At 71.8% G+C, this 11922-nt stretch carries 12 protein-coding genes; 5 read left to right on the top strand and 7 right to left on the bottom strand.

Going from position 1 to position 11922, the window contains the following annotated elements; translation table 11 throughout:
- Positions 1-182: 182 nt before the first annotated feature.
- Both D7044_RS27265 and D7044_RS27260 read left to right on the top strand, forming a co-directional pair.
- On the top strand, positions 183-1466 hold the full coding sequence (locus D7044_RS27265; protein ID WP_158610036.1) for a 7-cyano-7-deazaguanine synthase: 1284 nt from the start codon (positions 183-185) through the stop codon (positions 1464-1466).
- Positions 1467-1512: 46 nt separating this feature from the next.
- A complete protein-coding gene (locus tag D7044_RS27260; protein ID WP_120690581.1) occupies positions 1513-2658 on the top strand; it encodes a site-2 protease family protein in 1146 nt (381 codons plus the stop codon).
- Between the two features lie 64 nt (positions 2659-2722).
- Here the strand turns inward: D7044_RS27260 and D7044_RS27255 are convergent, their stop codons facing one another.
- From D7044_RS27255 to D7044_RS27230, 5 genes are all read right to left on the bottom strand, one after another.
- Complete coding sequence (locus D7044_RS27255) at positions 2723-3961, bottom strand: FAD-binding protein (RefSeq protein ID WP_120690595.1); 1239 nt, start codon at positions 3959-3961, stop codon at positions 2723-2725.
- 50 nt (positions 3962-4011) lie between these two features.
- On the bottom strand, positions 4012-4767 hold the full coding sequence (locus D7044_RS27250) for a hypothetical protein (protein WP_147434728.1): 756 nt from the start codon (positions 4765-4767) through the stop codon (positions 4012-4014).
- 320 nt (positions 4768-5087) lie between these two features.
- Positions 5088-6017: an LLM class F420-dependent oxidoreductase gene (locus D7044_RS27240; RefSeq protein ID WP_120690578.1), complete on the bottom strand. Its 930-nt coding sequence runs from the start codon at positions 6015-6017 to the stop codon at positions 5088-5090.
- A gap of 167 nt (positions 6018-6184) precedes the next feature.
- A complete protein-coding gene (locus tag D7044_RS27235; RefSeq protein ID WP_120690577.1) occupies positions 6185-7222 on the bottom strand; it encodes a hypothetical protein in 1038 nt (345 codons plus the stop codon).
- Positions 7222-7491: a hypothetical protein gene (locus D7044_RS27230; RefSeq protein ID WP_120690576.1), complete on the bottom strand. Its 270-nt coding sequence runs from the start codon at positions 7489-7491 to the stop codon at positions 7222-7224. The genes D7044_RS27235 and D7044_RS27230 overlap by 1 nt, the downstream gene beginning before the upstream one ends.
- Positions 7492-8240: 749 nt before the next feature.
- Between D7044_RS27230 and D7044_RS27225 the strand changes: the two genes are divergently transcribed.
- Positions 8241-8744, top strand: coding sequence for an SRPBCC family protein (locus tag D7044_RS27225; RefSeq protein WP_120690575.1), 504 nt, complete (start codon positions 8241-8243; stop codon positions 8742-8744).
- A gap of 32 nt (positions 8745-8776) precedes the next feature.
- On the opposite strand, the gene D7044_RS27220 is transcribed toward D7044_RS27225, so the two are convergent.
- Together D7044_RS27220 and D7044_RS27215 are read right to left on the bottom strand one after the other, a co-directional pair.
- Positions 8777-9703 (bottom strand): phosphotransferase family protein, encoded by a 927-nt coding sequence (locus tag D7044_RS27220; RefSeq protein ID WP_147434727.1) that lies wholly within the window; start codon positions 9701-9703, stop codon positions 8777-8779.
- Positions 9704-9735: 32 nt separating this feature from the next.
- Entirely contained in the window at positions 9736-10359 is a 624-nt protein-coding gene (locus D7044_RS27215) for a TetR/AcrR family transcriptional regulator (RefSeq protein ID WP_120690573.1), read from the bottom strand.
- 105 nt (positions 10360-10464) lie between these two features.
- Between D7044_RS27215 and D7044_RS27210 the strand changes: the two genes are divergently transcribed.
- Together D7044_RS27210 and D7044_RS27205 are read left to right on the top strand one after the other, a co-directional pair.
- Positions 10465-11142, top strand: coding sequence for an alpha/beta hydrolase (locus D7044_RS27210; RefSeq protein ID WP_158610035.1), 678 nt, complete (start codon positions 10465-10467; stop codon positions 11140-11142).
- Between the two features lie 377 nt (positions 11143-11519).
- A complete protein-coding gene (locus D7044_RS27205) occupies positions 11520-11885 on the top strand; it encodes a hypothetical protein (RefSeq protein WP_147434726.1) in 366 nt (121 codons plus the stop codon).
- Positions 11886-11922: the final 37 nt, after the last annotated feature.

The following is an 11922-nucleotide window of genomic DNA, read 5'->3' as shown; positions in this document are numbered from 1 at the left end:
CGTCACCGCTATGGTGGCCACGAGGTCTCCGGTATTCAGGTTCTTCTTCGTCGATGAACCCTCTACCGGAGACCTCGCTATCTATCGATCACCGACACGCGCCATCTGACTTCGAGACACGACCTAGCGGAGACCGTCAACGGGGCGCTCGGCCTCGGCGACACGGACTTGGAGATGGCTGCGTGAGCCCAGCACGTTTCGCCTATCAATACCAGACCGATGGTCCGACGGCGGTAGATCGAAATCGGGTGCCGATCGACCGTGGACTTCTGGCAGGGGCCGACGAGCCTCTGCAAGCACTCGCAGAAGTTGCCAGAGAGCGGCCCGTATGGGCCCAAGACCTGGTGCATCTGACCCGGGCCGTCTACCTCGCCGACAAGATGTCGCTCCGAGCTACCGCCGAAGACGGTTGGAGCCGACAGATAGATCTCTCCGTTCAAGTACAAGCGCCCGGGATCTGGGCCGGTCCCGCTCTCGGACTGCTGTCCCGAGTGGCCGAGACGTTGACGGCCGACCAGTGGACGATCAGCCTCCGTCCGGGTGCTTCGGCTTGGCCGCATCAGCAGCGGGCCGTTGCGGACACGCCGGTGGCAGAGGTAGCACTCTTTTCCGGAGGATTGGACTCCTTCGCATACACGGCCGAGCGCTCGCAGGTGCCAGCCGGAGACGTACTGCTCGTCTCGTACTACGAGCCCCAGTGGAAGGGCCAACAAGATCGCGCTCTCGGAGCAATTCGCGCGGTGTCGCGCAGAACCCTCAGACAGCTGCAGGCATCGCAACAGATCTCCGTGCGGCGACAAAAGCTCGAACCATCGGCGCGAACCCGTGGCCTGCTGTATGTGGCCACCGCTGTCTATCTCGCCGCCGCTCATGACGTGCCACGGGTCGCCATACCGGAGAACGGTCAGCTAGCCCTCAACGCCGCTCTGACGCCAGCCCGGGCCGCCGCCTGCTCGACCCGGTCGGTGCACCCCTACACACTGAGTCTGCTCAACCAGATGATCCGGTCTGTAGGCGGATCCGTCGCTGTCGTCAACCCATACCTTCATTTGACCAAGGGCGAGGTCTGCCAGCGCGCAATCGAGGCCGGGCTGCCACAAATGACGCTGACGTCAACCACCCTGAGCTGCGGCCGCCCGCCGAGGAGCCAGCCCGAACTGCACTGCGGATGCTGCTACCCGTGCCTGGTGCGCCGTTCGGGTCTACTCGCGTCCGTTCGAGCCGACGACACGTCGTACGCGAAGGATGTCTGGACTCTTCCCGGTGACGTCCGGGCAGCCGCAGATCGACGGGCGCTGCATCGTTGGCTGGATAACCCGTTCAACCTTCGTGACCTTGTCACCGACATGCCCTTGCCGAACGAGCTGGACCTGGCACCGCTCATCGACGTCGTGCAGCGGGGCCGAACCGAACTGGCGCAGATGTTCGCGCAGCACGGAAAACCGGTCAGATCGTCCACTCGGTGACTCACGCCCCTGGCATGGCCGGAGGCTGCACGGGTATCACCCGTTCATGAGGGCGAGTTTTCGGCTCGGGCGGGTCGCGGGCGTACCGGTCGGGGTCAACTGGAGCGTCCTGGTCATCTTCGCGTTGATCTGGTGGGGGCTGGCCGCGAGCCAGTTCCCCCGCTCCTACCCGGACCGGCCGGTGATCCTGTACGTGCTGGCCGGGCTGGTCGCGGCGGTGGTCTTCTTCGTCGGGCTGCTGGCCCACGAGGTCTCCCACGCGATCGTGGCCAAGCGCAACGGCTTGGAGGTCGGCGGCATCACGCTCTGGCTCTTCGGCGGGGTGGCTGAGCTGCACGGTGAGGCGAAGGACCCGGGGGCCGAGCTACGCATCGCCGGGATCGGCCCGCTGGTGAGCTTCTGCATCGGCGTCGTCTTCGGCGCGTTCGCCATCATCCTCGCCCAGGTCGGGTACCGGGGACTCGCGCTCGGGGTGCTGGCCTGGCTGGCCGGCATCAACATCCTGCTGGCGGTCTTCAACGTGCTGCCGGCCGCTCCGCTCGACGGCGGACGGCTGCTGCGCGCCGGGGTGTGGCGGTGGACCGGGGACCGGACGAAGGCCACGATTGTGGCCGCCCGCGCCGGCTGGGCGCTCGGCGCGCTGCTCATCGCCCTCGGCATCTGGCAGTTCCTGGCCGGCGTCGGGTTCGGCGGGCTCTGGTTGGCGCTGATCGGCTGGTTCCTGATCGGCGCCGCCGCCATGGAGGAGCGGCAGGCCCGGATGGGCAGCGCGCTGCAGGGCGTCCGGGTGAGCGACGTGATGACGGCGCAGCCGCAGACCGCGTCGGCGGACATGACGGTCGCCGACTTCGTCGACAGGTACCTCTTCGCGTACCGGCACTCGGCGCTGCCGCTCACCGAGGACGGGGGGCGGCCGATCGGCCTGGTCACGCTGGACCGGGTACGCGGGATCCCGCCCGAGCGCCGGTCGGCGACCACGCTGGCCGAGGTGGCGTGCCGCGAGGAGCAGCTGGTGCTCGCCAACCCGGACGAGCAGTTGAACGAGCTGCTCCCCCGGCTCAACGAGTGCGCGGACGGACGCGCGCTGGTGGTGACCGGCGATCAGCTGATCGGCATCGTCTCGCCGAGCGACATCAGCCGGGCGGTGCAGCGGGGCAGCCTCCGCGAACACACGGCCGGCGAGCGACGCTGACCCCCGGACGGCCGGCGAGAGTTGCCGACCCCGGACGGCCGCCGCCGAGTGTCCGACGCGGGGATCAGCGGGGGAAGTATTTGTCGAGCTCTTCGGTGCGGAACACGCCCCGGGGATCCAGGCGCGTCAGCAGGGCGGCGAAATCGGCGTACCGGGGGTAGGCGGCGGCCACCCGGGACGGGTCGAGCCCGAACACCTTGCCCCAGTGCGGGCGCGGGTGCCACGGTGCGAGCCGCTCCTCGACGGCGGCCACCACCGGCAGCACCACGGCGGGGTCGTCGACCCAGGTGAAGTGCACGGCGAGGCTTTCCCGGTGGTGGTTCGGGCTGAGCCAGAGCCGGTCGGCGGCCACCGTACGCAGCTCGCAGATCTGCAGCACCGGCGCGATCAGGTGCGCGATCGGGTCGAGCGCGGCGAGCACCTCGGCCGCCGCCGAACGGGGCACGTGGTACTCCGACTGCAGCTCGTCGCCGCTGCTCGGGGTGAAGCCGAGCCGGAAGTGCGGCAGCCGCTCGTGCCACGGCCCGGGCACACCGAGCTGCGGTGTGCAGTTGCGGGCCGGCATGCCGGGCACCGGATGCTGCGGCGCGTCGGCGGGCGTCGTACCGAGCCAGTCGAGCGGCGGCGCGGGCTCACCGGCCCGCTGCTTGCGCCACACCTGGTTGATCCGCGGCGTTCGCCAGTCGGTGAAGAGGCTGACGCTGTACGCCGAGCCGAGCGCCTCGGCGACGTGCTCGCGCGGCAGGTCCAGCCGGACGTACTGCCGCACCTCGAAGGTGGGCAGCAGATCAAGGGTGACCCGGGTGACGACGCCGAGCGCGCCGAGGCCGACCACCATGCCGGCGAAGACCTCCCCGTCGGCGTCCCGGTCGACCCGGCGCAGGTCACCGTCGGCGGTGACGAACTCCAGCGCGGCGACCGAGGTGCCCAGGTTGCCGTTGCGCGCGCCGGAGCCGTGGGTGCCGGTGGCGATCGCCCCGGCGACCGAGATGTGCGGCAGGGAGGCCAGGTTGGCCAGGGCGTACCCCTCGGCGTGCAGCCGGGTGGCCACGTCCCCGTACCGCAGCGCGGCGGTGACCGTGACCTGCCGACGCTCCGGGTCGATGCTGATCTCCGGCGGAAGCCCGGCGAGGCTCACGAGGTCCCCGGGGGTGTCGCCGAACCGGTTGAAGGAGTGCCCGGTGCCGACCACCCGGACCCGCTCGGCGGCGGCGACCAGCCGGCGCAGCTGGTCGACGTCGGCCGGCCGGTGGAACCGTCGCGCCGAGTACCGCACGTTCCCCGCCCAGTTCCGGCGCGGCACGTCGGCCGGCGCACCGGCGGGCGCGGGTTCGGTCAGTTCGTCGGCGCTGGTCACGAGGTGGTCTCCCGGTCGGTCGAGCGGTCCTCGGCGAGGGCTGTGTCGAGCGCGAGCAGCGCCTCGTCGACGTCGATCGTGCTGTAGCCGCGCATGGCGGTGGTCAACCCGCCCGCCCGGGCCCGCTCGACCTCGGCGCGGGCGGCCTGCCGCTCCGGCGCCCCGCCCCAGGCCAGGGCCTCCTGGCCGACCCGGAGGAGCTTGTCGACCTGGTCCGTCTGGTAGCCGCGCAGCCCCACCCCGAGCTCCGGCACGGTGAAGGCGGCACGGCGCAGCTGCAGCGCGTCGGTGAAGCGGGCGCCGGCGTACCGGGTCAGCGCCGCGGAGATCTCGTCCGGCTGCTCCCGCACCTGACCCAGGTCGAGCAGCTCCACCGCGGGTCGGCCGTCCACCGGGTAGCGGGCGTTCGTCGGCACGCCGAGCAGCTGGCCGGGGGTGGGCACCAGCAGCAGCCGGGGCGAGGCGGGGTTTCCCTCGACGGGCAGTGGTTCGTCGAGCACGAGCGCGTCGATCTCCGGCCAGCTGATCACCCGGCGCAGCCCCGGCCGCCGTACGGTCAGCCCCTCGGCGCCGATACCGAACCGGAACGGCCGGAACGCGCCGAGCAGCACCACGCCGCCCAGCACGATGGCGCCGACCGCGACGAGGTTGCGCAGCAACGCCGCCTCCCGGGGCACCACCAGCAGCGCCACGCCCACCAGCACGCAGACCACGGGTAGTACGAGTGAGCCTCGGTTCCGCCGCAGTTCCACGCCCTTCCCCCGTTCTGGCAATGGTCGTCAGTGTGCGCATCCTCCGACAGCCCGGGGCCGGCGGGCACCGGTCATTCGGACACGATTGGCACCGGCGCCTCGGGGAACCCTACGCCCATGAACAGTCACCTCGATCCGAAGCCAGGCGGAGACGCCCTTCCCCGGCCGAGGCGAACCGCCCCGGTCGGCGGCGCGGCGGCGGGGGCGGGCCCGGACGGCTCGTCGCCCGGGCCCCGGCCGACGCCGGCGCCGCCGCCCGCGCCGACGCCGGTGCCGACGCCCTCCCCGCCGCCCCGGCGGGACACGTCAGCGAACGGGCGTCAGACCTTCGGCATCACCTCGGCCGCGACCAGCTCGAGGTGGTCGAGGTCGGCGAGGTCGAGCACCTGGAGGTAGATCCGCTCGGCGCCGATCTCGGCGTACCGGCCGATCTTGTCGATGATCTCGGCGGGCGTGCCGGCCAGGCCGTTGGCGCGCAGCTCCTCGGGCTCCCGGCCGATCGCCGCGGCCCGGCGGTTCACCTCGGCGTCGTCGCGCCCGCAGCAGAGCACCAGCGCATTCGACCAGCACAGCTCGGCCGGGTCACGGCCGATCTCGGCGCAGGCCGCCCGTACCCGGTCGAACTGGGCCGCCGAATCCGCCACCGAGGCGAAGGGCAGGTTGAACTCGTCGGCGTACCGGGCGGTGAGCTGCGGCGTGCGCTTCCTGCCCGTACCGCCGATCAGGATCGGTGGACGCGGAGCCTGCACCGGCTTCGGCAGCGCGGGCGAGTCGGCCACCGGGTAGTAGCGCCCGTCGTAGTCGAACCGCTCGCCACGCGGCGTCGTCCAGAGACCGGTGATGACGGCGAGCTGCTCCTCCAGGCGGTCGAACCGCTCGGCGAGCGACGGGAACGGGATGCCGTAGGCGGTGTGCTCCTCGGCGAACCAGCCGGTCCCGATGCCCAGCTCGACCCGGCCGCCGCTCATCTGGTCGACCTGCGCCACGGTGATCGCCAGCGGCCCGGGCAGCCGGAAGGTGGCGGCGGTCATCAGCGTGCCGAGCCGGATCCGGCTGGTCTCCCGGGCGAGGCCGGCCAGCGTGGTCCACGCGTCGGTGGGGCCGGGCTCGCCGCTCGCCTCGCCCATCATGAGGTAGTGATCGGAGCGGAAGAACGCGCCGTAGCCGGCGTCCTCCGCGCAGCGGGCCACGGTGAGCAACTGGTCGTAGCTGGCGCCCTGCTGGGGCTCGGTGAAGATCCGCAGTTCCATGCCCCGAGCATATGGAGCTGGCCGGACCCGCGAGAAGCGCATGGTCGTCGTCGCGGGCGATCTCACGCGACCACCGTCGACGCCGGCAGCAGCGGCAGCCCACCGCCGGCACCGTCGGTGAGCCGCGGCGGCGCCGGGCCGGTCCGCCCGGCGCCGCCGGCCCCACCTCAGACGTACGGGCGGGTGGCGTAGGCGGCCTTCAGCGCCGACAGGCCCGTCGCCTTCGGGGAGAGTGTGCCCCAGCCGGAGTTGAAGTAGTTGGTCCGCACGATTCGCGGTCCCCGCTCGGCGTTGAGCCTGGCGATCGCCGCCGGCACGGTGGCTATCCAGGCGGCCTGGTTCGGGATCTCGGCCACCCGCACCCCCCACTCGGCGATGATCACCGGGCGGGAGAGCGCGACCGGGCCGAGGTCGGCCACGGCCCAGTCCTTCGTACGCCGGAAGCGGTCGAGCGCGGTGTGGCCGGGGTTGGTCGCGTACACGTTCCACTGCAGGTGGTCGAGGCGCGCCATCAGCGACTCGGGGTGGGTGCGCTGGAAGCAGGCCCGGTCGAAGCCGCCCAGCCCGACGGAGAAGGTGGTGCCGGCGGGCAGTGCCCGGCCCCTGAACCAGTTCACCATGTACGTCACCGCCTGCACCGCCCGGGCGTCCGACTCGGCCCAGGTGTAGGCCTTGCCCGCCTCGCTGGTGCCGAACTCGTGGTCGGTGTCCAGCTCCGAGGCGAGCTGGATGTTCACCGGGAAGCCGAGCGTCCGGTACTGGGACAGGGCTCGGGCGAAGAGCCCGTCGCACTGCCCGGCGAGCACCTGGCCGTAGCCGTACGCCTTGGGCCAGGTCGTCCCCGGACGCTGCTGGATGGTCATCGCGGGCGCGGGGACGGTGTAGGAGGTGCCGTCCACGGTGAAGGTCTGCGGTCCCGCGTTCGGCGCACCGTAGTGCTTCAGCTCCAGCACCATATTGATCTTGATACCCGACTTGCCGAGGGTGGTCAGCCACGGTCGCTGGTAGCCGGGGAAGATGTAGCCGTCGGCGAAGCTGCGGTACTGGGTGAGCGAGCGGAAGTTGCCGCCCGCCATGTCGGCCGTCGGGTCGGCGCCACCGGAGAGGTAGTAGCCGCCGAGCACCGGCTGGGCGATGGTGTAGTCGGCGTTGGCGGTGGCGGTGCGCCCACCGGAGTCGCGCACCGTGACAGTCACCCGGGGCATCACGCCACCGCCCGGTAGACGGCCACCGTGCCGTTGTCCGACAGCCGGGTCCAGGTGCGGCCGGAGTCGTCGGTGACGGTGACGGTGAGCGGGTCGATGACCGCGGCGACGCGGACCGGCGCGCTGCTGTTGCCCTGTGCGTCGGTGACCACGATCGTGAGGGTCAGCGGTCTGGTGTCGGCGTCGCCGTAGGTGACGGTGAGGCTCATCTGGTCACCGGGTGAGTAGATCGATGCGTTCAGGGATGCGGACGCGGTGGGAGCGGCCATGCCGGCCCCTCCTTCCTTGTTCGACGCCGGACCGGCTCGTGACCGGTGCCGGCGGACTGTCGTCGGTTGCGGCAACGACCGGGGCCGCCGGGCGCGTCGGTGCTCCCGCGGGTTCCCCGGGTGGGCGCTACGCGCGTCGGGCCGGCCGGTTCGCGTCGAGGTGTGCTGCGGCGCTGCGCCGGACTCGGATCGCGGTGGCCCCGTTCGGGTCGAGCGGCGTCAGGGCGCGCCCGACGTACGGCGGCGAGGGTGGCGACGTCGGTGTCGAAGGTGGCGGTCCCGGGCGCCCGGGACGGTCTCCACCGGCCGCGACCTCGTCGGTGCGTACGGGCCGGCGCTGCGCTACGCCGGTGCCGCCGCGGCGGCGGGGCCGGGCCCGGTGATCACGGCACCGGCGCGACGCTGCTGTCGCCACCGGGCCGGAGGAATCGGATGTGGCCCGCCATCCGCACGCCTCTCACCTGCTACAACAGTGCGACGCGACGACCCCCGGCGTCCTGTCAGCTATCGGACAGGGCGGGTTGCGACACCGGTCCTGCGGTCGACTTCCGGCCGATCGACCGGGGCCTGACCATCCGAACCGCCGCCGACGGTGACGAGCGGGCGCGCCGGTCGAGGTGTTCTCCGCGCGCCCCGGTTTAGCGGGCCGGCCCGCGGGCAAGCGCTGCCGGCCGGGGGTCGGGCCACTCTCGGTGCGCGTCTCGCCCGGGGCGGCGCGGCGGAGTCGAGCGAAACTGTCGGAGGCAGCGATGAGCCACCCGTCCCGTCCGGGCCCGCACCTGGTCGAGGCGAGCGTGACCATCGAGCGCCCCGTCGCGGACGTCTACGGCTTCTATCACGACCTGGAGAACCTGCCGCGGTTCCTCGGCGACGTCACGGCGATCGAGCGGGTCGCCCCCGCGACGTTCCGCTGGACGATCGCCGGCCCGTTCGGCGTCCGGGTGCGGTCCATGATCCGGCTGACCGAGGGGCGTACGAACGAGCTGATCCGCTACGAGACGACGGGGCCGCCCGGGCTGCGAGCGCGCTGGACGGTGCGGTTCGCCGCCGTCGTCGACCCGGCGCGCACGGAGGTCCACGAGGTGCTGGAGATGCCGCTGGGCAGGCTCGGCCACGCCGCGCTGGTGCTGATCGGCAAGCCTCCGGCCGCCGAGGTGGCCGCCAACTTGCGCCGGCTGAAACAGCTCGTGGAGACCGGCGAGGTGACGGAGACCGCGCACGCGATCAGGGGCAAGTTCGGCGGGCCCGGGTAGCGGCCGACCCCGACCGACTCCGACAGTGCCGGTCACGCCCGCTCGGCGAGCCACTCCTCCAGTTCGCCCACGTACTGCGGCGCGTACTCGGGGGTCCAGCGCAGGAAGTAGACGGCCATCGACAGCGCGTGGACGGCGCGCGCGAGCCGTACCCGCGCCTGCCAGTCGTCCGGCAGCGGGCACACCTCGTCGTACGCGTCGAGGAACGCCCGGCGCCCCTCGGGGTACGCGTCGAAGACGTGCTCGTCGAGCTTGCCGAAGTCGAGGAAACGGTCCGCGTACAGCCCGTGCTCGAAGTCGAGCAGGCAGGCGATCCGCCCGGCGCGCAGGACGACGTTCTGCCGCCACAGGTCTCCGTGGGTCAGCGCCGGTACGCCGTTGGACGGCACCGCGTCGACGGCGCGGTGCAGCGCGGTGGCGAGCCCGTCGCGCCCGGCCGAGGTGAGGTCCGCGGGCGCCTCCGCGAGCCGATCGTCGACGAGGGCGTGCAGAAAGCTCCGGACATCCGGGTGCTTCCGGATGCCGAACACGTCGCCGAACCAGGGGCCGGCGCAGGAGTGGAGCCGCCCCACGAGCTCACCGAGGGCCTCGGCGAAGCTCAGCCGCTGGGCCGAGCTCATCGCCGCCCACGCCTCGTCGGCGGGCACACCGTCCTGGTACTCCTGCACGAGCAGCGGCGCGTCGAGGAGCCCGCTGCGGGGCACGAAAGCGCGGAACCGCACCACGGGGATGCCGCCCTCCGCAGCCCGACGGGTGGTGGCGATCAACCGCCGCAGGTGCTCGGGGTCCGCGTTCCGCACCGGCGTCTTGACGAGCAACGGGCCCTCGTCCGTGTCGGCGACCCACTGCCGGCTGGTGTAACCGGCGTCGAGTCGGCGGATGCCCATGATTCCGATTCCGGGACACGCCTCGGCCAACGCATCGCGTACGACGTCGAGCCCGACCGTCGGTCCTGTCATCGCTCCCACCCGGACGCCCCGGTCGACCCGGCTCACGCCTGGGCGGGGCGGCGGAAGGCGCCGTACCACTCGAGCTGGGCGATCTCCCGCGCCACGGTCTCGTCCTGGCTCTCGGGGCCGCTCAGCACGTGGTTGGCCAGCACCTGGAAACCGCCCCAGGTGAGCACCCGGGCGGCCGTGGCCGGCTCCAGGTCGCGCGCGGTGCGGCCGGCCTCCTGCTCGGCGCGCAGCCACACCTCGGCCAGGTCGGTGAAGCGCTGGATCTGGCTGTTCCAGAACTCCCGCACCACGGCGTCGTAGCCGGCGACCTCGAGCACGGCGGCCAGCAGGTGTCGCCGTTCCCGGTAGTAGCGGATGTCCTGGATCATGACCGCCACGATGCCTTCGAGGCCCATGTCGATGGTGGTCGAGCTGATCAGGTCGAAGGCCCCGTCCGCGAGGGGCTCGATGAGCCGCAGCAGCAGCTCGTTCTTGTCGCGGAAGTGCAGGTAGAAGGTCGAGCGGACGACGCCGGCCTCGGCCGTGATGCGCTGCACACCCAGTTCGGTGAAGCTCGCGCCGCTCGCCAGCAATCGCTCGGTCGCCTCAAGGATCTTGGCGTCGGCGGTCGCCCGGCGGTTTGCCCTGCTTGAGGAGCGACGGGTGACAGAGGCCATAGGGCGAGTTTAGGGGCGAGGCCATACGCTTACGCGAGACACTTTGTCTCGACAGTACGTCTCGTAGATTCCGACCTAATCGCCTGTTCATGCGGAGACAGCATCGTGACCCCTCAGCGGCCCACCCTCGTGCTCGTACCGGGCGCCTGGCACCTCCCGTCCACCTTCGACCTGCTGCGCGGCGAGCTCGACACCCTCGGCTACGCCAGCCGTGCGGTGAAACTGCCGACGACCGGCCCCGACCCGCGTGGCGGCCTGCGGGACGACGCCGAGGCGATCCGCGCGGCGGTCGAGGCGATCGACGGTCCGGTCGTCGTCGTGGCCCACTCGTACGGTGGCATCCCGGCCACCGAGGGGATCGCCGGGCTGAGCAACGTCCGGCACCTCGTCTACCTGGCTGCCTACGTGCCCGACGTGAACGAGTCGATGTTCACCCTGCACGGCATGCCCGACCCCGACTCGGCGGAGGGCCTCTTCCCGATCGGCTCGGACCCGCGCGCCCAGCTCTACGCCGACGTCCCCGATGCGGTGGCCGAGCAGGCCATCAGCAACCTCGTCGAGCAGCGACTCCAGCCGTGGGCCGACCGCGTGACCCGGGCCGCGTGGCACACCCTCCCGTCCACCTACGTCCTCACCGAGCGGGACGCCTCGCTCCCGGTCGAGCTGCAGGAGCAGATGGCGACCCGCGCGAACGCCACCCACCGGATCCCCACGGGCCACTCCCCCCACCTCGCCCGCCCGGGTGAGCTGGCCACGCTCATCGACGAGATCGTCAAGGGCTGACCGAATCGGTCACCGGTCGTCGGGGTTGCCTGAACGGGGCGGCCCCGACCACCGGGGCCGCTCTTCCGCCGCGGAGCAGCGCCGCGGCCCCGTCCGCTCATCGCACCGTGCGCGCCGATGATCGACTCGGTTTCCTTGATGTCGGCGTGTCCCGGCCGCGTGATGCCCCGACTTCACGGAAGCCGAGTCGATCAAGGGGTCCGGCGGGCGCATGATGACCGACTACTTCGCCTCCGGCTCGGAACGGGCCATGACCTTCGCCGAGTGGGGACCGGCCGGCAGGAACGGGTCGACGCGCACGTTGAAGTGGGTGGAGCCGACGGTGCTCGGCAGCGTCCTGTGGGCTATCGGCGGGCATCGCCGCCTATCCTGCTGCGATGCAGACGACGGTGAAGGCGTCGACGGGCACCGGCCGATGGGTCTGGGCAACCGTGTCGGTACAGGTGACCGTCCTGCTGGCCTACGGCTACGCCGTGGTCACGTACCTGGTGACTGACGCCGCCTACTTCCCCGAGCAGGCCCCGCCCGCCTGGTCCTGGCCGGCGGTCACCGCAGTCGGTGTGGGCTTCGTTCCGGGGCTGCTCTGCCTCCTGGTGGCGCTACCGCTGCTGGCTTCGGCCGATTTCCGGGCACGGGACCGCCGATGGCGTCTGCTCGGCGTGGTGAGCATCGCCGGCGTGATCATGCTGCTCGTCATGGCGACACCGCCCGGATGGGAGCTGTTCGACTGGTACGTCGGATAGGCACCGGACCCTTTGAGAGTGCCGCGAAAAATCGGCG

The sequence above is a fragment of the Micromonospora musae genome, assembly GCF_003626635.1.
Lineage (GTDB): Bacteria > Actinomycetota > Actinomycetes > Mycobacteriales > Micromonosporaceae > Micromonospora > Micromonospora musae.
The sequence above is the reverse complement of the archived record's forward strand: the minus strand, read 5'-3'. Positions and strand labels throughout refer to the sequence as shown.

Excerpts from the sequence above, each read along its gene's own strand:
- D7044_RS27260 (WP_120690581.1), top strand. The coding sequence starts at position 1,513 with ATGAGGGCGAGTTTTCGGCTCGGGCGGGTCGCGGGCGTACCGGTCGGG.
- D7044_RS27240 (WP_120690578.1), bottom strand. The coding sequence starts at position 6,017 with ATGGAACTGCGGATCTTCACCGAGCCCCAGCAGGGCGCCAGCTACGAC.
- D7044_RS27235 (WP_120690577.1), bottom strand. The coding sequence starts at position 7,222 with ATGCCCCGGGTGACTGTCACGGTGCGCGACTCCGGTGGGCGCACCGCC.
- D7044_RS27230 (WP_120690576.1), bottom strand. The coding sequence starts at position 7,491 with ATGGCCGCTCCCACCGCGTCCGCATCCCTGAACGCATCGATCTACTCA.
- D7044_RS27225 (WP_120690575.1), top strand. The coding sequence starts at position 8,241 with ATGAGCCACCCGTCCCGTCCGGGCCCGCACCTGGTCGAGGCGAGCGTG.
- D7044_RS27220 (WP_147434727.1), bottom strand. The coding sequence starts at position 9,703 with ATGACAGGACCGACGGTCGGGCTCGACGTCGTACGCGATGCGTTGGCC.
- D7044_RS27215 (WP_120690573.1), bottom strand. The coding sequence starts at position 10,359 with ATGGCCTCTGTCACCCGTCGCTCCTCAAGCAGGGCAAACCGCCGGGCG.
- D7044_RS27205 (WP_147434726.1), top strand. The coding sequence starts at position 11,520 with ATGCAGACGACGGTGAAGGCGTCGACGGGCACCGGCCGATGGGTCTGG.